General features: G+C 59.3%; 15 protein-coding genes and 1 pseudogene. 6 read left to right on the top strand and 10 right to left on the bottom strand.

The features are described from left to right. Positions 1-127: 127 nt before the first annotated feature. Positions 128-1,186: a hypothetical protein gene (locus TU82_RS12465; RefSeq protein ID WP_057723486.1), complete on the bottom strand. Its 1,059-nt coding sequence runs from the start codon at positions 1,184-1,186 to the stop codon at positions 128-130. A gap of 242 nt (positions 1,187-1,428) precedes the next feature. Between TU82_RS12465 and TU82_RS12460 the strand changes: the two genes are divergently transcribed. Then, positions 1,429-2,820, top strand: a complete 1,392-nt coding sequence (locus tag TU82_RS12460) for an L-cystine transporter (RefSeq protein ID WP_057723485.1) — start codon at positions 1,429-1,431, stop codon at positions 2,818-2,820. Between the two features lie 84 nt (positions 2,821-2,904). Here TU82_RS12460 and TU82_RS12455 read toward each other — a convergent pair whose 3' ends face one another. Further along, positions 2,905-3,417 carry a dihydrofolate reductase gene (locus tag TU82_RS12455; RefSeq protein ID WP_057723484.1) on the bottom strand — a complete coding sequence of 171 codons (513 nt, stop codon included), beginning with the start codon at positions 3,415-3,417 and terminating at the stop codon, positions 2,905-2,907. 69 nt (positions 3,418-3,486) lie between these two features. On the opposite strand from TU82_RS12455, the gene TU82_RS12450 reads away from it, so the two are divergent. Together TU82_RS12450 and TU82_RS12445 are read left to right on the top strand one after the other, a co-directional pair. Then, a complete protein-coding gene (locus TU82_RS12450) occupies positions 3,487-4,866 on the top strand; it encodes a DUF2868 domain-containing protein (RefSeq protein ID WP_057723483.1) in 1,380 nt (459 codons plus the stop codon). Next, entirely contained in the window at positions 4,859-6,226 is a 1,368-nt protein-coding gene (locus TU82_RS12445; RefSeq protein ID WP_057723482.1) for a DUF3482 domain-containing protein, read from the top strand. The genes TU82_RS12450 and TU82_RS12445 overlap by 8 nt, the downstream gene beginning before the upstream one ends. Here the strand turns inward: TU82_RS12445 and TU82_RS12440 are convergent. From TU82_RS12440 to TU82_RS12410, 7 genes are all read right to left on the bottom strand, one after another. After that, complete coding sequence (locus TU82_RS12440; protein ID WP_057723481.1) at positions 6,205-6,777, bottom strand: phosphonate degradation HD-domain oxygenase; 573 nt, start codon at positions 6,775-6,777, stop codon at positions 6,205-6,207. The two genes, TU82_RS12445 and TU82_RS12440, sit on opposite strands and share 22 nt — an antisense overlap. Beyond that, a complete protein-coding gene (locus TU82_RS12435) occupies positions 6,774-7,901 on the bottom strand; it encodes a TIGR03364 family FAD-dependent oxidoreductase (protein ID WP_057723480.1) in 1,128 nt (375 codons plus the stop codon). The genes TU82_RS12440 and TU82_RS12435 overlap by 4 nt, the downstream gene beginning before the upstream one ends. Positions 7,902-8,031: 130 nt before the next feature. Next, the gene (locus TU82_RS12430; RefSeq protein ID WP_057723479.1) at positions 8,032-9,045 is read right to left on the bottom strand and encodes a putative 2-aminoethylphosphonate ABC transporter substrate-binding protein; all 1,014 of its coding nucleotides are present in this window, start codon (positions 9,043-9,045) and stop codon (positions 8,032-8,034) included. 20 nt (positions 9,046-9,065) lie between these two features. After that, a complete protein-coding gene (locus TU82_RS12425; protein WP_057723478.1) occupies positions 9,066-10,778 on the bottom strand; it encodes a putative 2-aminoethylphosphonate ABC transporter permease subunit in 1,713 nt (570 codons plus the stop codon). A 1-nt stretch (position 10,779) separates the two neighbouring features. After that, positions 10,780-11,844, bottom strand: coding sequence for a putative 2-aminoethylphosphonate ABC transporter ATP-binding protein (locus TU82_RS12420; RefSeq protein ID WP_057723477.1), 1,065 nt, complete (start codon positions 11,842-11,844; stop codon positions 10,780-10,782). Positions 11,845-12,040: 196 nt separating this feature from the next. Then, positions 12,041-12,904, bottom strand: coding sequence for a LysR family transcriptional regulator (locus tag TU82_RS12415; RefSeq protein ID WP_057723476.1), 864 nt, complete (start codon positions 12,902-12,904; stop codon positions 12,041-12,043). 16 nt (positions 12,905-12,920) lie between these two features. Then, complete coding sequence (locus TU82_RS12410; RefSeq protein ID WP_057723475.1) at positions 12,921-15,155, bottom strand: heavy metal translocating P-type ATPase; 2,235 nt, start codon at positions 15,153-15,155, stop codon at positions 12,921-12,923. 85 nt (positions 15,156-15,240) lie between these two features. Here TU82_RS12410 and cadR point away from each other — a divergent pair, with 85 nt between their 5' ends. Continuing rightward, complete coding sequence (cadR, locus tag TU82_RS12405) at positions 15,241-15,681, top strand: Cd(II)/Pb(II)-responsive transcriptional regulator (protein ID WP_057723474.1); 441 nt, start codon at positions 15,241-15,243, stop codon at positions 15,679-15,681. A gap of 131 nt (positions 15,682-15,812) precedes the next feature. On the opposite strand, the pseudogene thyA reads toward cadR, so the two are convergent. Further along, positions 15,813-16,106 (bottom strand): annotated as a pseudogene (gene thyA, locus TU82_RS12400) (thymidylate synthase); the annotation flags it as partial. A gap of 333 nt (positions 16,107-16,439) precedes the next feature. Between thyA and TU82_RS12395 the strand changes: the two are divergent. Continuing rightward, positions 16,440-20,939, top strand: coding sequence for an NACHT domain-containing protein (locus tag TU82_RS12395; RefSeq protein ID WP_057723473.1), 4,500 nt, complete (start codon positions 16,440-16,442; stop codon positions 20,937-20,939). A 333-nt stretch (positions 20,940-21,272) separates the two neighbouring features. Next, positions 21,273-23,045, top strand: a complete 1,773-nt coding sequence (locus tag TU82_RS12390) for an ATP-dependent nuclease (protein WP_057723472.1) — start codon at positions 21,273-21,275, stop codon at positions 23,043-23,045. The last annotated feature ends 78 nt before the right edge of the window (positions 23,046-23,123 follow it).

Here is a 23,123-nt window from a genome sequence, read left to right as displayed (position 1 = left end):
AAAACTCACAGGCACCGCGTCCATTCAGGAAGCACGCGTTATCGTTGACGATTTTCGCGAGCAAGCTCGCTCCTACAGACTGGCATTAGGGCAAGCCCCTCCCACATTTTTTACCGCGTTCAGCCTGTTACTGGATGTCTTCCGGCTTGACGATCACCCAGTTTTTGTCCGCCGTCACCGGCAACCCTTCCTTGGCCTGCGCCGCCGCGTGCCTGGCGATCATGCCGTCAAGCTGGGTCATGTATTTGTCCTTGCGGTTGATCCACAGGTGAATGCCGCCCTTGGCCACATCCACGTCGTGGAACAGCATGTAGCCATCACTGGTCGGCGTGTCGCCGCCAACGATCACCGGTTTTTTCCATTCGTCGATATAGGTGAGAATCGCCGCATGCTTGCCAGCCATCCAGGTCGCCGGGGTCCATAGGTAGGGCGTCAGCTCCAGGCCGAGGTTAGCCTTCTCGTCATACTTGCCGGCGGCAATCTGTTTGCGCGCGGTGGTCAATTCGCCTGTGTTGCGGTCCTTGAGCAGGGTGCTCACGCCAATGACATTCTCGGGTTTGACGTTGTAGCCGTACTTCGGGTCGGCGGCGACCATGCGCACCAGTTCCTCGGAGGCGGCGGTCATTACGTATACCTCGATGCCATTCTCCATCAGCTTGTTGTACAGCTCGGCCTGGCCGGTGAAGACTTTCGGTGGTTGCACCTCGGACTTCTTCACCGTGTCGCCTTCAAAATAGCTGACGGGAACGGGTTTGCCGGAGGCCATCAACTCATCGACCTGCACCTTGAGTTCCTTGAGCGTAAACCCGGAAAACACCTGGGCCACCCACGGGTAGCACACCATGTCGTCCACTTCGCAGAGGCGATAGTAGTAACTGAACAGACTTTCCTTATGGTCGGCGGTGTCTTTGAACGGCATAAGCTTGAGCGATGGATCAAGACTTTCACGGGTGATCAGGCCCTTGTTTTCCATGTACGGCAGCAGGGACTCTTCAAGGTCGTAGCGGTAGCTGGTGTTGTCCATGTCAAACACCGCGAAGTTACCCTTGTTGGCGTTGGCGGCGATCATCTCGTTCAGTTGTTTGGCGGCAGGCGCCGGCCAGTGTTTCAACTCGGTGGCGGCGAACGCCTGGCTGGCGAGCCCGAGGCAAAGAGCGGCGGCAAGCAATTTCGGCGCGAGCTTCATAAGCGTTTTCTTCCTGAGTGAAAGACATCGACGCTAACAAATCCCTGTGACAGTTCTCGCGTTGAGCGCGACCGTGTGCGTCCTGATTCCGCCACGGGCGTGTGTCTAAGCGTCAAATGCTTATTCCAAAAACGACAGTCACCATTCCATATCGGTATTAAATCAATATATTTCAAGCTGTTAGGCTTCCCGGTTCGCAATCGCAGGCTCATGCGATGGGCTGCCTTCTCAACGGAGCTTCAATGAATCTTCCCCTGATTCTCAACTTACTGGTGTTCGTGGCCCTGTTGCTGGGCCTGGCACAAACCGGCCGTACGAACTGGAGCCTCGCCAAGAAGGTCCTGTTCGCCCTGGTACTTGGCGTGGTATTCGGTGTGGTGCTGCATGCCATCTATGGTGCCGGTCACCCGGTGCTCAAGGCCTCCATCGGCTGGTTCGACCTGGTCGGCAACGGCTATGTGCAACTGCTGCAAATGATCGTGATCCCGCTGGTGTTCGCCTCGATCCTCAGTGCCGTGGCGCGTCTGCACAACGCCTCGTCCCTGGGCAAGATCAGCTTCCTGACCATCGGCACCCTGCTGTTCACCACCGCGATCGCAGCGCTGATCGGTATCGGCCTGACCAACCTGTTCGGTTTGACCGCCGAAGGGCTGGTCGCCGGCACCCAGGAAATGGCACGCCTGCAAGTGATCCAGAACGATTACGCGGGCAAGGTCGCCGACCTGAATATCCCGCAGCTGCTGCTGTCGTTCGTGCCGGCCAACCCGTTCGCCGACCTGGCCCGGGCCAAGCCGACGTCGATCATCAGCGTGGTGATTTTCGCCGCGTTCCTGGGGGTTGCCGCGTTGCAACTGCTCAAGGATGACGTGGAAAAAGGCCAGAAGGTGCTCAACGCCATCGACACCCTGCAAGCCTGGGTGATGCGCCTGGTGCGCCTGGTCATGAAGCTGACCCCGTACGGTGTGCTGGCGCTGATGACCAAGGTGGTCGCCAGCTCCAACCTGCAGGACATCATCAAGCTCGGCAGTTTTGTCGTGGTGTCGTACCTGGCCCTGGGCCTGATGTTTGTGGTGCATGGCCTGTTGCTGTCGCTGGCCGGGATCAACCCGCTGCGCTTCTTCCGCAAAGTCTGGCCGGTACTGACTTTTGCCTTTACCAGCCGCTCCAGCGCCGCGTCGATCCCCTTGAGCATCGAAGCGCAGACCCGCCGCCTGGGTATCCCGCAGTCCATTGCCGGTTTCGCCGCCTCGTTTGGCGCGACCATCGGCCAGAACGGCTGTGCCGGGCTCTATCCCGCGATGTTGGCGGTGATGGTTGCGCCGACCGTCGGCATCAACCCGCTGGACCCGCTGTGGATCGCGACGCTGGTCGCGATTGTGACCCTGAGTTCGGCCGGTGTGGCGGGCGTGGGCGGCGGTGCAACCTTCGCGGCCTTGATCGTGCTGCCGGCCATGGGCTTGCCGGTGTCACTGGTGGCGTTGCTGATTTCCGTGGAGCCGCTGATCGACATGGGCCGCACGGCGCTGAACGTGAATGGCTCGATGACGGCGGGGGCGATTACCAGCCAGATCATGGGGCAGACGGACAAGGCGTTACTGGATGCCGATGAGCATGCTGAATTAGCTCAGGTCTGATAGAGCGCTATCGGGGGCAAGCCCCCTCCCACATTTGATGTGTGAATACATTCAAGTGTGGGAGGGGGCTTGCCCCCGATGCTTTTAAGCTTTCTCCCAGACTTCAAAGTTGTAAGCCGGTTTATCCCCTTCGGCCGGGTTCTCCACATTCGACACCAGCTTCCATTGGTTCTCATCAAACGCCGGAAACCACGCATCCCCTTCCGGGCTCAACGCCACCCGTGTCAAGTACAGGCGATCCGCCTCTTCCAGCCCCTGGGCATACAACTGCGCGCCGCCGATCAACATCAGCTCGTCCACACCCTGGGCCTTGGCCCACGCCTCGGCGCGCTCCACCGCCGCCTCCAGTGATGGAAACACTTGCGCACCTTCAAGCCTCAGGTCGGTCTGACGGCTGACCACAAGGTTCAGCCGCCCCGGCAGCGGTCGACCCAGGGAATCCCAGGTCTTGCGCCCCATGATGATCGGCTTGCCCAGGGTGGTGGCCTTGAAATACTTGAAATCCCCCGGCAAATGCCAGGGCATGCTGTTGTCGACGCCGATCACGCGGTTTTCACCGAGGGCTGCGATCAGGCTTAAAGGGAGAGTTTTTTTCATGACGACGAGAATACCAGAGCCGCGAGTCAGCGGTTATGCTCCAACCTCATCAACACGACAGGACAGCGCGTGACTGCACTGAACCCGCTGCAAAAACTCTGGCTGACCGAAACCGTGCGCCTGCGCGAAGAACACGCCGGCCCCCTGGAAGACCTCGAAGCCAACCGCCTGGCCCGCATGGCCGGTGGCGACCTGCCGACACGCATCCAGCAGCGCGCCCTGCACCTGGCCGAACGCGACGGTCTCACCGCCGCCCTCGGTCGTTGGCTGCAAGGCGCGCGCCTGGCACTGGTGCTGCTGGCGATCGTCGCGGTGATCAGCGGCGCCGGCCTGGCGTTTGCCGCGCTGGGCAACGGTCTGACCGCGGTGAATGTGTTCTGGGCCCTGGGCAGCCTGCTCGGCCTGAACCTGATCCTGCTGCTCAGTTGGGCCCTGGGCCTGCTGTTTGCCGGCGAACACGGCGCCAGCCTTGGCCGCCTGTGGCTATGGCTCAGCGAAAAACTCGCGCGCGATGCCAAGGCCGCGCAGTTGGCCCCGGCGTTGCTGCTGCTGTTGCAACGGCAAAAACTCAATCGCTGGGCAATCGGCGTTCTGGTCAACAGCCTGTGGTTGCTGGCGTTGCTCAGCGCCATGCTGATTTTGCTGATGCTGCTCGCCACCCGGCGCTACGGCTTTGTGTGGGAAACCACCCTTCTCGGCGCGGATACCTTCATCGCCGTCACCCAGGCCCTCGGCACCCTGCCCGCCCTGCTCGGATTCAATGTACCGACAGTTGAAATGATCCGCGCCAGCGGCGATTCCGCGCTGAATATCGAAAGCGCCCGTCAAGCCTGGGCCGCCTGGCTGGTGGGTGTGCTGCTGGTCTACGGCCTGCTGCCCCGGCTGACCCTCGCGCTGCTGTGCCTGTGGCGCTGGAAGCGCGGGCGCGCCGCTTTGCGCCTGGACCTCAACCTGCCCGGCTACGCCCAACTGCGCGAACGCCTGATGCCCAGCAGCGAGCGGCTGGGGGTCAATGATGCGGCGCCGGAACACCTGCACCACGTGACCGGCGGCGTCAGCGAGCTGCAAAGCGATGGCGCGCTGCTGGTCGCCATCGAACTGGACGACCAGCGCCCCTGGCCGCCCAAACTGCCCGGCAATGTGAAGAACGCCGGCATCCTCGACAGCCGCGAATCGCGCAACAAACTGCTGGAACAACTCAGCCGTTTCCCACCCGCGCGCCTGGCCATCGCCTGCGACCCGCGCCGCTCGCCCGACCGTGGCAGCCTGGCGCTGATCAGCGAACTGGCGCGCAGTGCGGCAGCCACCCGCGTGTGGCTGCTGCAAGCGCCGCCCGGCCAGGCGCTGGACGCCGAGCGCCTGGGCGACTGGCACAACGCACTGCAGCAACTGGAACTGCCCTTCGCCGATTGCGCGCCGCTGAACTGGCTGGAGACCGGTCATGACTAAACCGCTGAAGCTTGCCGTGGTCGGCCATACCAATGTGGGCAAGACCTCGCTGCTGCGCACCCTGACCCGCGATGTGGGCTTTGGCGAAGTCTCCCATCGTCCCAGTACCACACGGCATGTGGAAGGCGCACGCTTGTCGGTGGACGGCGAAGCCTTGCTGGAGTTGTACGACACGCCCGGCCTGGAAGATGCCATCGCCCTGCTCGACTACCTGGAACGCCTGGACCGCCCCGGCGAACGCCTCGACGGTCCGGCACGCCTGGCGCGATTCCTGGAAGGCAGCGAGGCGCGCCAACGCTTCGAGCAGGAAGCCAAGGTGCTGCGCCAACTGCTGGCCTCGGATGCCGGCCTGTATGTGATCGATGCCCGCGAGCCGGTGCTGGCCAAGTACCGCGATGAGCTGCAAGTGCTGGCCAGTTGCGGAAAACCTTTGCTGCCGGTGCTTAATTTTGTCAGCAGCGCCGACCATCGCGAACCGGACTGGCGCGAAGCCCTGGCCCGTCTCGGCCTGCATGCGCTGGTGCGTTTCGACAGCGTGGCACCGCCCGAAGACGGCGAACGCCGATTGTATGAAAGCCTGGCCCTGCTGCTGGAAAGCGCACGGCCGCAGTTGGAGCGGCTGATCCTTGATCAGCAGGCCCAGCGCCAGGCCCGCCAGCAAAGCGCCGCACGCTTGATCGCCGAACTGCTGATCGACTGCGCGGCCTGCCGCCGCAGTGTGGTGACTGACGATGAACCACAAGCCATCAGTGATTTACGCAAAGCCGTGCGCCAGCGCGAACAGAAGTGTGTGGACGCGTTGCTCAAGCTATTTGGTTTCCGCCCGCAGGACGCCGCTGCAAGCGACTTGCCGCTGCTGGACGGGCGCTGGGGTGACGACCTGTTCAACCCGCAGACCCTCAAGCAACTTGGCGTGCGCGTCGGTGGGGGGATCGCGGCAGGCGCGGCGGCAGGCGCCGGTGTGGACCTGCTGGTCGGCGGTCTGACCCTTGGCGCTGCTGCGCTGGCCGGCGCGATTGCCGGCGGCGCCCTGCAAACCGCTCGCAGCTACGGCAGTCGCCTGCTCGGCAAGATCAAGGGCCAGCGCGAGCTGACCGTCGACGACAGCGTGCTGCGCCTGCTCGCCCTGCGCCAGCGCCAGTTGCTCAAGGCCTTGAACCTGCGCGGGCATGCGGCAATGCACAGCATCAAGGTCGATACGCCCCAGGACCAGACCTGGCGCGAAGGCAAGCTGCCGGACGCGTTGAACAAGGCCCGCGCCTATCCGCAATGGTCGTCGCTCAACCCACATGCCAAGTTGAGCCAGGCCGAGCGTCAGGAGCAGATCGAGGTGCTGGCTCAGCGGCTGAACGAAGCCTGATCCGCCAATAGTCGCAGGGCCTTGGCCTTGAGCACTTCAAGGTCCAGCAACGATACGTGCATCTGTTTGGCCTGTTCGTCCCAATGGCGCATGCGCAGGCTGATGTGACAGAGCGGGTCCTGCTCGAACGCCTGTGCTTGCTGCGCGGTCATCACGCCGCCCTGATACGCCAGTGTACGGCGGCTGGCCTCGCTCAACTGTGCGTAATAGTCCGGCTGCGTGAAGGTCAGGTAACGCTTGGCTTGTACGTGATACTCCACCAATTTCGCCATGCGTTCACTGAAGCCTGCACGGCGCAGGTAATCTGCGCCCAGCCGCTCATGGCTGAGCACACCGTAACCGCCCATGCCCTCGCCACTCTGGCCGCATAGGTGGCCGATATCGTGGAAGAACGCCGCCAGCACCACTTCGTCGTCGAAACCTTCGTTCATCGCACACTGCGCGGCCTGGGACATGTGCTCGATCTGCGACACCGGCTCGCCGATGTAATCCGCCGTGCCATGCCGCTCGTACAGGCCGAACAGCTCGGCAATCAAGCGCTCGCGACTCATGACGCCGGCCCCCACAATGACGTGATATTTCGCTCGGCCATCGCCGGCCCCACGCTCATGCCCACACCGGTATGCATTAACGCGACGCTGACGCCTGCAGCCGCTTGCACAAACGAAAACGGCCCCGGCCCACGCGAGCCATATACGCCCTGCCAACGCTCCACCACCTGGATCTTGCAGCCCAGGGTCTGCTCGGCCAGTTCGATCATCCAGTCATCGACCTGTTCGGCATTGAAAGGCGATGCATCGCTGCCGTAATCGTGGGAATCGCCGATGATCAGGTCGCCATGGGGCGTAGGGCTGATCAGCAGGTGGATGCCGTGTGCGTGCAGGTGCGGCGTTTCGCGCAGGATCTGCGCCTGTACCGCTGCGGCCTCGGGCAAGTCTGCAAACGCGCCGTAATGCACGCAGCTGAGGCCGGTCAGCAAGGCATGTTGCAGGTCCAGATTCAACGCCGGCCGCGCCCGTAGCATTTGCAGGCGGCAGACTTGCGGGTTGAGCGCGGCGATCGATTCGGCCAGCAGGGTCTGGTAGTCGTGACCGGAACACACAATGATCTGCTCGCCACGAAAACGCCCCGCCGTGCTGTGCAACTGGCCCGGCTGGACGTCATGCACGAGGGTGGAAAAGTGAAACTCCACGTTCAGCGCTTGAGCCAGGTAGTTGATCAGCGCCGGGATCGCTTCACGCGAATAGAGCTGCTGATCGTCCCTGCCATGCAGCGCGGCGCGGTGATGGCGGAACTGGCCGCCGTACAGGTCGTTCAAGGCCGCGCCTTGCAGCAACTCGACGTTGTAGCCGTGCTCGCGGGCGCGCCCGGCGCAGAAGGCTTGGAGCAGGTGCTCTTCGGCTTCGGTGCGGGCGAACAGGTAGGCGCCATTGCGCTTGAGCGCAAGGCCGGCCACTTGGGCCCAATGCCCCCAGATAGCGCGGCTTTCCCTTGCCAGGTCGAGCATCGGCCCCGGCGGTTGGCCGGTGACCAGCGCCTGGCCGAAGTTGCGTACCGAGGCGCCCAATGGCGTGGCGCTGCGTTCGAACACCTTGACCTTGAGGCCGCGTCTGGCGGCGGCGTAGGCGTGGGACAGGCCGAGGATGCCGGCGCCGACAATTAGTAAATCTGTCATGGAGTATGCAGCCCTCTGTAGGAGCGAGCTTGCTCGCGAAAGTCGCCAACGATGACGCAGTGAGTCTGATTACCCGCGTCGCCTGTTAGTTTTTCGCGAGCAAGCTCGCTCCTACAGGTTGAGGTAAAAGTTATTGTTTCTCCGACTTCCCGTCATAACGCTTGCGCCACTCAGCCAGGATGCTGTCGCGATGCTTCGACGCCCAGTCAAAGTCATTCTTGATCAACCGCTGCTCATAATCGGCGGGCAACTCGGTCTGGGGCTTGGCAATGCCTGGCTGGGCCAGAACCGCAAAATTGTCCTTGTACAAATCCATCGCCGCTGTGCTTGCAGAGAAATCCGCGAGTTTTTTCGCAGCCTCGGCATGGGTCGTACCCTTGATCACTGCCGTCGCTTCGATGTCCCAGCCCAGGCCTTCTTTGGGCAGGATGATGTCCAGCGGTGCGCCCTGGCGCTTCAATTGTACGGCCGGGTATTCAAACGAAATTCCGATCGGGAACTCACCGGATGCCGCCAGCTTGCACGGCTTGGAGCCCGAGTGAACGTACTGGCCGATGTTCTGGTGCAGGTCGTCCATGTACTGCCAGCCCTGCTTCTCGCCGAAGGTCTGCAACCAGGCGCTCACGTCCAGGAAGCCGGTGCCGGACGAGGCCGGGTTGGGCATCACGATCTTGCCCTTGTACTCAGGTTTGGTCAGGTCCTGCCAGCTCACCGGTTTGCTCAGGCCCTGCTTTTCGGCCTCCACCGTATTGAAGCAAATGGTCGCCGCCCACACATCCATGCCGACCCAGGCCGGCGGGTTGGCGGCGTCGCGGTAGTTTTTGCCGATCTTGTCCAGGTCTTTCGGGGCATAGGTATCGAGCATGCCTTGCTGGTCGAGGATCGCCAGGCTGGAAGCGGCCAGCCCCCAGACCACGTCGGCTTGCGGGCGGTCTTTTTCGGCCAGCAGTTTGGCGGTGATGATCCCAGTGGAATCACGCACCCATTTGATCTCGATGTCGGGGTTGGCCTGCTCAAACGCTTTTTTATAGCTCTTCAACTGCTCGGCTTCGAGGGCCGTGTACACGGTCAGCTCGGTCTTGGCGAAGGCATTCAGGCTGAATGCAGTGAGTACGGCAGCGACCAGCGCCAGGGGCTTGAACATCGGATACCTCCTTTGAAAGATCATTGCCCCGGCGCGGTCTGGCGCCAGGCTTGAGAACGGCGCAAGGCGCCACGGCAAGCCCACGCCAGCAGCAGCGAGACGCCGCCCGAGGTGAGCAGAATCAGGGTCGACATGGCCGCCGCGCCGCCCACATTGCCGGCATCGTCCATGTTCAATACGGCGACGGCGGCAAGGATGGTGTCGGGGCTGTAGAGGAAGATCGCGGCGGACACGGTGGTCATCGCCGACACAAACAGATAGCGCAGGATGTCCAGCAGCGCCGGCAGGCAGATCGGCACCGTGACGCGCAGATAGTGACGGTACAACGGCGCCTTGAGGGACAGCGCGGCAGCTTCGAATTCGGCGTCCAACTGGCGCAGTGCGGTGGTGGCGGTCATTTGCGCAGTGGTCAGGTAGTGGGCGATGGTGCACGCCACCAGCAGCGCCATGCTGCCGTAGAACACATGCAGCGGGTTGCCGCCGAGGTTGAAAAAGAACACGTAGCCCAGGCCCAGCACCAGGCCCGGCACCGCCATCGGCACGAAACTGAGCAGGCGCAGGGCCAGATTCAGGCCCTTTTGGCCCTTGGTTTTTTCCATCAAATAGGCACCCGTGAAGATCAGCACACTGCCGATCAGCGCCGTGCACAGCGCCAGGGTCAGGCTGTTGCGATAGGCCAGCCAACCGCCGCCGGCGGTGTCTTCGAACTGGTAGTGGTTGAACGACAGCGACAGGTTATAGGGCCAGAATTTGACCAGCGAGGAATACACCGCCATGCCGAACACCAGCAGCAGGGCCGCGCAGATCAGCAGCACGATAGCCAGGTAGCAGCCATCCCGTGAACGCGACGGCAGCGGTTGAAAGACTTGGGCACGGCCGCTCATGGCATCAGCGTGACGGCGGCGCAACCACCCATCCACGCCAAAGCTGAACAGCGCCGGCAACAGCAGCACCATGCCGATCAACGCGCCACGCCCGAATTGTTGCTGACCGACCACGGCTTTGTAGGCTTCCAACGCCAGTACCTGATAGTCACCCCCCACCACCACCGGCACGCCGAAGTCGGTGATGGTCAGGGTAAACACCAGACAGAACGCCGCAAACACCGCCTGGCGCGTGGCCGGCCAGGTGATGCTGCGAAACGCCCGGGCGGGGCTGGCGCCCATGCTGGAGGCCGCGTCGAACAAGCGCGCATCCGCCAGCGACAATGCGGACAGCAGAATCATCAGGGCGTGTGGAAAGGTGTAAATCACTTCGCCCAGCACGATGCCCCAGAAGCCGTAGATATTGTCCGAGAGCCAACCGCGCAACAGCCCCTGGTTGCCGAACAGATACACCAGCGCGATGCCCGGCAGCATCGATGGCGCCATCAAGGGCAGCAGCGACACGCCGCGCCAGATCACCTTGCCGGGAATCAGGGTGCGCTGCAGCGCGTAGGCAAACAGATACGCCAGCGGTACGACAATGGCGGCTACGCTGAGGGAGACTTTCAGACTATTGCCCAGCAACCAGTGGAAGTTGGCGCCTGTCAGCAATTCCCGTGCGGCGATCAGGCCGCCGCCCTGCCCGGCTTCGCTGCTCAAGCCGCGCCAGAAGATCGCCAGCAACGGCAGCAACACCGCCACCACCAACAGGCCCAGCCAGAGCCATTTGCCGCCGACCACGAAGAGGCGGTCGCCCCACTCGGCGCGGGACACCTGACGCGGCAGCGGCACGGTCATGACCGCAGCCATCTCAGGCAAACACCTGCAGACTGCGCGGCGGCAGCGCTACCCAGATATCCTGCGCGCCCAGGCGCGGCATGTCCTGTGGCGCAAGTTCGGCCAGCAACGGGTGGCCCGGCAGCTGCGCCAGTTCGAAGCTCATGCGGCAGCGGTTGCCCAGAAATGTGATCTCGCGGACCTTGGCCGCAAACAGATTTTCTTCATGCACCGGCGGGTTCACGCTGATGGCTTCCGGCCGGCAGAACAGGCGCCCGGATGCGGCCATGCCGGCATCGTCGGCCAGGCGCATATTCATCCCACCGACCTGGGCGTGGCTGGCGCTGTTGCGGCTGAACGGCAACCAGTTGCCCTGGCCGACAAACTCCGCCACGAACGGCGTGGCCGGACGGTCGTAGATGTCCTGGGGCGTCGCGTATTGCTCGACCTTGCCGTTGTTCATCACCGCGATACGGTCGGCCATCAGCATGGCTTCGTCCTGATTGTGGGTGACCATCAGCGTGGTGATGCCCAGGCGTCGCTGGAGTTGGCGCAGCTCGGTGCACAGATGCTCGCGCACCTGGGCGTCGAGGGCCGACATGGGTTCATCCAGCAGCAATAACGACGGTGCCGGTGCCAGGGCGCGTGCCAGGGCGACCCGCTGCTGTTGCCCGCCGGACAGTTGGCCGGGGTATTTCTTTTCGCTGCCGAGCAGCCCGACCAGCTCGAGCATCTGCCCGACACGCTTGCGCACCTCGTCGCGGCCGCTGCCGGTAAGGCCGTAGCCGATGTTCGCTTCAACAGTCAGATTGGGAAACAGCGCGTAGGACTGGAATAAAATGCCGTAGTCCCGCGCCTGGGGCGGCAGCAGGGAAACATCGCGGTCACCCAGGTAAAGTTCGCCGCTGTCCTGGCGCTCAAGGCCGGCGATGCAGCGCAGCATCGTGGTCTTGCCGCAGCCGGACGGGCCCAGCAGGCACACCAACTCCCCGGCGGCGACGTCCAGGGACACGTTGTCCAGCGCGGTAAAAGCGCCGAAGCGTTTCTGGATACCGCGCACCTTCATCGGTGCGCCGGGGTGAGTCAGGGCTGTGTGCATGGTAGCGCCTCATCGAACGAATGAAGGCCATGCTAGGGAGGGAATGCGTCGCTGATGTGGCAGAAGGGCAAAAGGGAGTGATAGGGGTATTGGTATTCTTTGTAGGAGCGAGCTTGCTCGCGAAGAACTTGAGAACAACGCGGGCTGCCTGATAGCGCTGCGTCATCGTTGGTTTTTTTCGCGAGCAAGCTCGCTCCTACAAGGGCGACATTTCCTGAGCCAGGCCAAGGAAAGCCGCCGGCAGGCGCGCGCCTTTTCTTTCTTTAAGGCAGTACAGATACTCCGGAATCTGCGGCGCATTCTCGAGGGTCAGCACCTTCAGCTGCGGGTCGTGCGGCACTTCCTGCCGCGCAATGATGCTGATGCCGATATTGCGCAGCACCGCCTCGCGGATCGATTCACGACTGCCGATTTCCAACAGCGGCCCATAACCGACGCCGGCACCCTGCAACAGGTCTTCCGTCAGCCGGCGAGTGGTCGAGCCCGCTTCGCGCATCAGCAGCGTATGCCCGGCCAGCGCGGTCAATGGCACATGATCAAGCCTGGCCAGCGGATGGTTGCGATGCACCGCCAGCACCAGCGGATCAGTGCCCAGCACGCGGCGCACCAGACGCGAGTCTTCCAGCAATTGCGACGAGGCGGCGACGTCGACGCGGTAGTCGTCCAGCGCTTCGAGCACCTGCTGGGAGTTGCCGATTTCCACCGACACTTCCACTTGCGGCAGGCGTTCGCGAAAGGCTTTGACCAGATCAAGGATGTAGTACGGCGCCGTCGCGGCGATCCTCAGCGCGCCTTGAACCTGGCCGTTGTTGCGCAGGAAAAACTCGATATCCGCTTCCTGCTGCAACAGCGCCTTGACCATCGGCAGCAGCCGCGCACCTTCATCGCTGACCGTCAGGCGGCGACCGCCACGGTAGAACAGTTCAACCCCGTACTGGCTTTCCAGGTTGCGAATCTGGGTGGTGACCGTGGGCTGGCTCAGGCCGAGTTTTTTCGCCGCCTGGGTGATGCTGCCCAGGCGGGCGACCATGAAAAACGCCTTCAGCTCAGCACTCAGCACACCGCCCTCTCATCGTCTATTTGCGCAACAGGCGCAGGCCATTGAACACCACCAGCAGGCTGACGCCCATGTCGGCGAACACCGCCATCCACATGGTCGCCATGCCCAGGAAGGTGACCGCCAGGAAAATCGCCTTGATCACCAAAGCCAGGGCGATGTTCTGCTTGAGGATACGCGACGTTTGCCTGGAGAGCCGAATGAATGCCGGGATCTTGCGCAGGTCATCGTCCATCAATGCCACGTCGGCGGTCTCGATGGCGGTGTCGGTGCCCGCCGCCGCCATGGCAAAGCCGATTTCGGCGCGAGCCAGGGCCGGCGCGTCGTTGATCCCGTCACCGACCATGCCGACGCGATGACCCTGGCCGTAGAGCGTTTCAATGGCCTGCAGTTTATCGGTGGGCAGCAGGTCGCCCTGAGCCTGATCGATACCGACCTGAGCGGCAATCGCCTGGGCGGTGTGGGTGTTGTCGCCGGTCAGCATCAAGGTCTTGACGCCCAGTTCGTGCAGTTGCCGGATGGCTTCTCGGCTGCTGTCCTTGACGGTGTCGGCCACCGCGAACAGTGCCAGCGGGCCGGATTTGTCGAGCAGCAACACCACGGACTTGCCCTGTTTTTCCAGGGCGAAGAGTTTCTCCTCCAGCGCCGGCGAGCACAGCCCGAGGTCTTCCACCAAACGATGATTGCCCAGATGGTAGGTTTCGCCGTTGATGTCACCGCGCACACCACGCCCGGGCAATGCCTCGAAGTTATCCACAACGTGGGACGGCAGGTCTTTATCCACCGCCGCGTTGGCGATGGCCAGGGACACCGGGTGGTCGGAACGCCCCGCCAGACTCGCGGCCAGGGCCGGCGCGCTGTCCTGCACGGTGTCGAACAGCGCTACATAGTCGGTTTGCACCGGCTTGCCGTGAGTGAGGGTGCCGGTCTTGTCCAGGGCCAGGTAGTCGAGTTTGTAACCGCCCTCCAGGTACACGCCGCCCTTGATCAGGATGCCTTTGCGCGCTGCGGCCGCGAGGCCGCTGACAATGGTTACCGGAGTAGAAATCACCAGGGCGCACGGGCATGCGACCACCAGCAACACCAGGGCGCGGTAGATCCAGTCGAACCAGACGCCCGCCATGAACAGCGGCGGGATGACGGCTACGCCCAGGGCAAACAGGAACACCGCCGGGGTGTAGATTGTCGAGAAGCGGTCAACAAAACGCTGGGTCGGTGCCCGGGCGCCCTGGGCCTGCTCCACCGCGTGGATGATCCGCGCCAGGGTGGAATTATTGGCCGCTGCGGTCACTGTGTATTCCAGGGAACCGGCCTGGTTGATCGTGCCGGCGAAGACTTTATCGCCCACGGTCTTTTCAATCGGCAGGCTTTCGCCTGTGATCGGCGCCTGGTCGATGGTGGATTGGCCGGCGGTAACCTCACCGTCCAGGCCGATGCGCTCGCCGGGCTTTACCCGCACAATGGCGCCAAGATCGATGCTTTTGATCTCCTGTTCCAGCCAGGAACCATCAGCCTGCCGCACGGTGGCCTGCTCCGGGGTCATCTGCATCAAGCCGCTGATGGCATTGCGCGCACGGTCCAGGGATTTGGCTTCGATCAACTCCGCCACCGTAAACAGGAACATCACCATTGCCGCTTCCGGCCACTGGCCAATCAGCACTGCGCCAGTCACCGCGATACTCATCAGCGCGTTGATGTTCAGGTTGAGGTTTTTCAGGGCAATCCAGCCCTTTTTGTAGGTGGTGATGCCGCCGCTGAGGATCGACACCAGCGCCACCAGGGCGATCACCCAGGTCGGAGCAACGCCGCTGAAATGCAGGACCTCGGCGCCCAAGGCGCCCACGCCCGACACCGCCAACGGCCACCAATGTTTTTTGGCGGGCGGCGCGGCGGCAGGGGTGCCTTCTTCAATCGGGTCGGCCTGCATGCCGATGGATTTGATCGCGTCGATGATCGGCGCAGTGCTCGGCAGATCGTGGGTGACGCCGAGGATGCGGTTGATCAGGTTGAATTCCAACTGCTGCACGCCGGCAAGCTTGCCCAGTTTGTTCTGGATCAAGGTCTGTTCGGTGGGGCAGTCCATCGCTTCGATGCGAAAGGTGCTCAGGCGCGAGCCGGCGGTGGGCGCTTCGCTCAGTTGCACCCGCGCCGGTGCCGGAGCGCTGGAGCAGCAGGCGCCGCCGTGGTCATGCGCCGGCTTGAGCTTATGCTCGCCGTGGTCGTGCTTGTGCGGGGTGTGGAGGGAATCGCTCATGGTGTCGCGTCCGGAAAGGTGCCTGTTGCCAAGTAAAGACCCTGTAGCCACTATAGGGTCAAGCACCCATTTGGAGATTGCTGCGATGAAGATCGGCGAACTGGCCAAACTGACCGACTGCCCGGTGGAAACCATCCGTTACTACGAGAAGGAAGGCCTGCTGCCACCCCCCGCGCGCACGGATGGCAACTACCGCGTATACACCCAGGCGCACACCGAGCGGCTGATCTTTATCCGCAACTGCCGCAGCCTCGACATGACACTGGAAGAAATCCGCAGCCTGCTCAGCCTGCGCGACAGTCCCCAGGATCAATGCGAAAACGTGAATGCGTTGATCGACGAGCATATCCACCATGTGAAAGCGCGGATCGATGGGCTGCTGGCCTTGCAGGCGCAGTTGCTGGACTTGCGCCAGCGCTGCGGGGGTGGGGAGCAGTGTGGAATCCTGCAGCAGCTGGAAGTCAGCGGTGCGATTGCGGCCAGCGAGGCCGAGCCCTCGCATGTGGGCAGAAGCCATGGCCACTAACTTAGTCTGATAATCGGATCAAAATGTGGGAGGGGGCTTGCCCCCGATAGCGGTGTGTCAGTCAGAATATCTGGTACTGACACACCGTAATCGGGGCAAGCCCCCTCCCACATTTTTAACCGAGACAGGCTTCAGATCGCGACTTCAGCCTTGATGCTCGGGTCCGCGTCATACCCAACGATTTCAAAATCTTCGAACCTGTAGTCGTAGATCGACTCAGGCTTACGCTTGATCACCAGCTCCGGCAGCTTTTTCGGCGTGCGCGCCAGCTGGGTCCGGATCTGCTCCATGTGGTTGCTGTAGGCGTGGGTGTCGCCGGTGGTGACGATGATCTCGTGGGGGATCAGGTCGCACTGCTGCGCCAGCATATGGGTGAGCAACGCCAGCGCCGCAGTGTTGTAAGGCAGGCCGAGGAATTTCGTGCTACCCATTTTATGCACACTACGACGAGAATCCTAGGTAATACCCAGATCATCTCGGAGTGCATGATTATAATTGCACATTACGCTATAGATAACAAGCACTTGCGCTCATTGATTGCACATTCTTCTGCAGGCCCTACCCAGGGTGAATGCCTAGGAAAACGTGTCGCTCTGCCCACGTCCCTGCTGCCGGTATCTGAAGACCTCAGCTCGACCAACCTCCCAGCTGGGAACGTCTCCTCGTCGATTGACAAGTCACTCTGAACCGCCTGTAACGTATACACTCGGCGCAGGCGATCTGCCATTACGACAACCTGATTTTGCAACGGACACTCCATGGATTACAGACGCATCAGAGGCATGGATTCAGGACAGCGCCTCGCCTTCGAAGAACTCGTTTGTCAGCTTGGTCGACGCGAACCGCCAGCCGCTGACGCCGAATTTAGGCGAATAGAAGGGGCTGGGGGTGACGGGGGTATCGAGGCGTACTGGTTGCTAAGTGATGGAAGCAAGATTGGATACCAAGCCAAATATCATTTAAAAGCGGGCGACATTGATTGGGCCAATATTGACGATTCCGTTAAACGCGCCATGCAGGCACACCCATCATTGACCAAATATGTCGTGGCCTTAGCTTGTGACCTGACTGATAAGACCGGAAAAAAAGGCGCTGGGAAAAGAGGCTGGGATCATTGGGAAACTCACAAGGCGACATGGACATCTTATGTCCCACCGGGGCATACGGTCGAATTCATTCCCTGGACAGCGTCAGATCTTACTAATCGACTGTCCCAAGCAAATGCCGAAGGAATGAAAAGGTACTGGTTTGGGGACGTTGAGTTCTCACCAAGTTGGCTATCAGAAAAAGTTGAATGGGCCGTAAAGTCTCTCGATGAAAGATACCATCCTGACGACCATGTGGAAGTCGGAATTGAAGAATTATTCAAGATTATCTTACACGACCAGAATATCATCTCAGAGCTTCAAGCCCAGATTGATAAGCTTTCCACCTTAGCTAAAATAAAAGACATAAAAAATCTATTAGGTAATGCCAGCACTCCCCTAATGGGCAGGATCACATCCCATGTAAAAACGCTTAGAGAGCTGCGACAGCGCTTCACCTCTGATGCCTGGCTTACTTGGCCGCTAGCGGAGTGTCTTGGTTGTATTGAAAACATCTCGGACGACGTACACTCGCTCCAGAGGGTTGCATGGGAAGTTAAGGAGGAAGAGCGCAAGGAAAAAAACTCTAGCGATCACTCTTTAAACGATCTACGTAATCGGCTAAGCGAGCTTAGCGATGCGTCTTACGCGCTCAGATCATCACTCCAAGACAGGTATCTCTCCGCAGAACCTAGCCGCAGCTTTCTTCTCACCGGGGAAGCTGGGATTGGAAAGTCCCACTTGCTTGGCAGTATTGCTCAGCAAGCTACATCGCAAGCCAGAGTCGCCATTTTGTTACTGGGCCAACACCTGACTAACGATAATATCTGGAGTCAAATAACTAACCGTTTAGGTCTTGGCGATCTCGATCCTGACGTTTTTCTTCAGGCATTGAGCGCTGCTGCAGAGGCGACTGGTAAGCGCGGCTTGATTCTGATTGATGCTTTGAATGAAGGATCAGGCTTAACACTCTGGCGTAAGGAGCTTGCAGAGTTTATCGGCAGGATCGAAAAACACAAAAACCTGACCGTCGTTTTCAGTTGTAGAACAGAATATGTCCCTTACGTAATACCTGCCAGTGTCAGCGACCAAGTTCCATCATTCAAAGTTCGCGGATTCGTGACTCATGAAGAGCAAATCCATGCCGCACGTATGTACCTCGGAAAACGAGGAATCTCACAACCTAACACTCCTTGGTTAGCTGCTGAGTTTGTCAATCCGCTTTTTTTGAGAAGTGCCTGCATTGCACTTCAGAAAGAGAACCAGAAGTGGTTCCCTAGAGGTTTGTCAGGCACGAAACAAATTTTCTCCTTTTACCTGAAAAGTATTGCTCGAAACTTAGGCGTAGGAAGAGATGGTAGCGATGACCTTGTCAAACCTACAAACCATGCACTCTCTGTCATTGCTACTGAGATGGCTGCAAAGAGGCAAGACTACGTATTGCACTCCGACGCCATACGAATCGTTGCTGACAAATTTCACGCCTTTCCACCTCCACTAGGAACAACCTGGTTTGAGGTACTTCAGCGAAATGGTTTGTTCAGGATTGATCCAGACGCAAAAAGCCGTGATGTTGACCCATTCGACACAACGGAGGACGTTGTTCGCTTTAGCTTCCAAAGGCTCCAAGATTATTTGATGGCTTCAGGGCTCTTGGCCGACGTTGAAGACCCCGCAGAAGCCTTAAAAAACGGCTCACTTCAATTCATTCACAATGGAAAACGGCTTCATGGCAAGTGGGCCGGACTCACGGAAGCACTCTCCGTACAGCTGCCTGAGCGCTTCGAAAAGGAACTGCTGGACGCCATGCCTGGCGACGTAGATCACTGGGCAAACGATTACTCTGTAAGTAGTGCATTTATCGAGAGCCTCCGGTGGCGAGCCAACGAAGCCTTTAGCAACCGTACACTTGAGCTCTTCGATTATTTCTTATCGGAAAACGAAGAACATTTCGACATCATCTTTCAAGTTAGCGCCAGCGCTGGCCACCCCTGGAATGCAAAGTTCCTGCACAAACGGCTGGTCGCTCAGAGCATGGCTGAGCGTGATGCATCCTGGACTGTTGTGCTAAACAGCTTGCCGATGGACGAGACGAATGCCAGCCAGCGATTAATTGAGTGGAGCGCCTTTGAGCAGAGCGAGCAGACTGATCCAGAAATTCAGTATCTCTGCGCAATAACTCTGACCTGGTTCTTCGCAAGCTCTAATCGGGAGCTACGAGACAAAGCCACCAAGGCACTGACGTCTCTAATAATCTGGAACCTCAGCTTGTATGGAATGCTCTGCAAAGACTTTGCTAGCGTTGACGATCTTTACATCCTTGAGCGCATACACACGGCTGCCTTTGGGGCCTGCTGCATCGATCCAGAGCAGCATCGACTGAGCGCATATTCGGAGATCGCGTACAGCGAAGTCTTTGACAGAGAGGATGTTCCGCTGTCCATCATCCTCAGGGACAGCGCGCTAGGCATTATCGAGCTGGCGTTGCGAAGTGATCACCTGCCAGAGCATGTTGATATTTTGAAAGCCATGCCCCCGTATAAGTCCAAAGGCATCCGACTTTCCGTGTCCGAAGAGGCAGTCGAAAAAACTGCCAAGCGGGCGGGGGGAGATCAGATTCTGGATTCCTGCGTTAGCTGGGGAGGTGATTTCGCAAGCTACGAAATCCAACCCAGGATAAGCTCGTTTTTGAACGTGCCGCTGATGTCGGATGAGCCCCTAAGCGCTACCGAGATATATGAACGGTTCGAGGACGAGGTCATTAACCACTGCGACCTACGGACTGACGTCCTGAAATTGATGCGTGATTTTAGCCCTAACCCCTTCAGAGATCTTAGACTCCGTCGCTCCGAGCAAGAAATTCAAGAGCGCTCAACCAACTTCACGAAAGTGGAAAAAATACTACTGGATGTCTTAACACCTGATGAGAGGGTTAGATATAAGAAGGAATATAAAAAACGCTTCAAACCCTCGAAGAATGAACGTGAGCAACTTCCTCACATTGACCTAAATGCGGCTAAGCGGTGGATTGCCAAACGTGCCTATGGCTTAGGCTGGACGAAAAAGCTATTTCCAGATGATCGTAGCCTTCGGTCTGACCACAGTCGTAGTCGCCCATTGGTAGAACGCATCGGCAAGAAATACCAATGGCTTGCCCTCGATGAGCTTCTCTGCAGCCTTGCAGACAATAGGTGGTTATCGGAAAGGACGGCACAGGGTTCGCGTCGGTATGCATACCCTCTAGACATAGGCACCCACCGGGATATCGATCCAACCATTCTGCTGACTGACGAGCTCAGCCGAGCCCACAAACAGCCTCACTCAATCGAGGAATTTGAGATAACTATACGGGATACGCCTGAAAGCGCTGTAGGGAAATGGCCGTTTGAAGAGGAGCCCTCAACCGGCGTGACGAACCAGGTGAACCGTCGGGACTCATCCGGCGGAACTTGGGTAGTCCTACACGAACATCGCTGCGTAACCGAGCGATACGAAGACAAGCAAGGTCGTGAGCATGGCTCTAGGCGAGAACAATGGCGCTTCCTATTACCGGTAGTCGTTAGACAGGAAGACGAACAGCAGCTTCTCGATTACATCCGGACGAAACAAAAGGTGGATGTAGACTCATGGACTACCCGCGATTTCACGAATGACGGCTACCTCCGGGAAGCGCCATGGCGTTCGACATGGGGTCAGGAGCAGTGGTCAACCGCCTATTTTCACGATTTAGGTGAAGTCGAGGTTGCCTACCCCTGCTTCCGTTACCACTGGGAATCACAGTTGGACGTTTCAATGCCCGAAGGCGGTCAAGCTTTGATACCAGCCCCATGGCTCGCCCAGAGGCTCAACCTAAAGCCCCATCCTGAAGATGCGAATATCTATATGGATCAGGCTGGCGAAACTCGTTTCGTTTGCGGCAGAAGTCCAGGCGATGGCTCTCATGCATTCATTGATGAGCAGCTTTTCCAGACGTTCCTAAAGGAGAATGGGCTCGTGTGTATATGGATGTTTGTCACGGAGCGTAGCGCATGGCCGGGCGGCGAAAACGAGAATGCATCCCGGCGACGTTCAGAAGGTGTGGTGTGGCACGAGCGCGGCAAACCACAAATGGTTTGTTGGAGCGATGATTGGGCCAGGGGCGACTCAGAGCAGTACGTACCCGCAAAGCTTTAGTTAACCAGCTCACATCAGTAGCCCGAATAGCCCTAAGTATCTGCACTGGTGTCTCGCAGCTTGATGGCGACTCACGCAGAATCCGGTTTGGGCTTGCCCCCTTCGGGGTACGGCTGTCGTAAACCAAACCCTGGCTTTGCCAGGTTTTGGCCCTCCGGGCTTTCATCCTCAAGCCTCTGGCCCATCCTAGGCCGGCGCGCTCCGCTTGCGCGGTAGAGGATAAGTGCTCACAGCGCTGCTGCATCCTTGAGCAATGGTGCCAGGACTGTGGCGCATCGCCACTTTCCGACTAAGCTGAGGAGCCTTGCCCACCGTAGAAAAGGAATTCATCCCATGCACGCCTTAAGCAAAATACACATCAAGAACTTCCGCTCTTGCAAGCAAGTAATCCTGCCACTGGGCGATTTCACCCCACTGGTCGGTCAAAATAATGCAGGAAAATCCACCATCCTCGACGCGATCAGATTAGTGCTTGCGCCCAAGGCATTTGCGAAGACAGATGCGAATGACCCTGCCCAGCCCATCATCATAAGCGCCTGCGTGTCCGGGATTACGGAGGAGCTGATTGCGCAGATCCCTGAAGCCCGACATCAAGCCGCGATTACTCCCTACTGCATCGGCGGTGACCTTTGGATCAGGATTTCTGCATTAGGCTCGGCTAGGCCTTCCACGGAGGTGTGGGAAAATGCTGAACTTGATGATCAAGGTGTCCCTACTTCTTGGCGCTCCTATCCGACGGGCCTGCCTCAAGCCATTTCGGCGTTGCTACCAGAAGCGTTGCATATCCGCGCCATGGACGATGTTCAGGAAGACTTAGGTAAAGGCAAAGCTGGGAGCACAATTCGTGGGCTCCTGGATGAAATCATGGCGCCCATCCTCACTGCCCACCAAGAGGTTCAGGATGCACTCACAGCAGTCAGGAGTATCCTGGGAACCGACGGTGAAAACAGATCCCCTCTGCTGACTGAGTTCGACACCAGCGCCACCAATGCCCTCTCAAGCTTCTTCCCTGGTTTGCAGTTAAATCTGGACGTACCGTCAATCGACGTTAAGGAGTTTTTCAAGAGCGGTGATCTGAACGTGACAGATGAGATATCTGGTCAAACCAGACGATTCGACACTTTAGGTAGCGGTGCTCAGCGCGCAATACAAATGGCCTTGATCCGGCTCCTAGCCGACATCCGTAAAACCCGCGATCAAGACCTTTCTCGTCGTCTCTTGCTGATCGATGAACCCGAGATTTTTCTCCACCCACAAGGTGTCAGGGGCCTTAGGGAAGCGCTCCATGTGCTTTCAAAATCCGGCTACCAAGTTGTGTTCACGACCCATTCGCCATTGATGGTAAGCAGGGATAACGCGCCAGAAACGGTCATCGTGCGCAGATCACGGGAGAATGGTTCCGAGGTTCGGATTCCGATGGGCACGGCGGTTACTCAAGCTATAGCAGAGGCTCAAAGCCAATCTCGAACTCTTTTTGAGCTCGGAAACATTGCGGAGATCTATTTCGCCGAAAAAGTAATTTTGTGCGAGGGCAAAACCGACCAGAGGTTGCTACCCCTCATTTACGAAAAGCTCTATGGCGTTAGTCCGGAGCTTGAACGGATCTGTTTCGTTGCCCTTGGGAGTTGCACCGCTATCCCTAAAGGATTTTCTGTACTGACGGCAATGGGTATCAAATGTGGCGTGATCGCTGACTTGGATTTTGCATTCACCCACGCTAGAGGCCCCTGGCTTACGAAGGAATGCGAAGAGATGGATAACGTCAAATCTGTACTTCGGGTTGTCAGCCAAGCCGAAGGTTTCCAGCTCGGAGGAAATGGAATGCCTCAGAAATCCCAAAGCGGGACTGCAGCGGACTGTTGGGCTGCCTTCGCGAGGCATGCTGAAGGCCGACCGCTCGCAAACGCCGCCCATGAGGCCATGAAGGCAACGTTCTCAACCTGGGTCTGGCCAATGGGGTGCATTGAGGACGCATTAAATATTGAGGAGAAGGGAGAGGCAGCCATCATCGCCCAGGAGGACAGCATCAGGAACTGGCAGCCGGAGGTAATTGACCAAGACTTTCCCGTTTTCCGCAGCACTCTAGATTGGATGCGGGCTATCTGAAGGCCCTTCAATTGTAATGTTTCCATTTGGGAGCATTACATGGGCAAATCCTGGTTAATGATCCCGTTCGGGGCTGCA

Source organism: Pseudomonas orientalis, from assembly GCF_001439815.1.
Taxonomy (GTDB): domain Bacteria; phylum Pseudomonadota; class Gammaproteobacteria; order Pseudomonadales; family Pseudomonadaceae; genus Aquipseudomonas; species Aquipseudomonas orientalis.
Note: the sequence above shows the minus strand (reverse complement) of the source record. Positions and strands in the feature narration are given on the sequence as shown.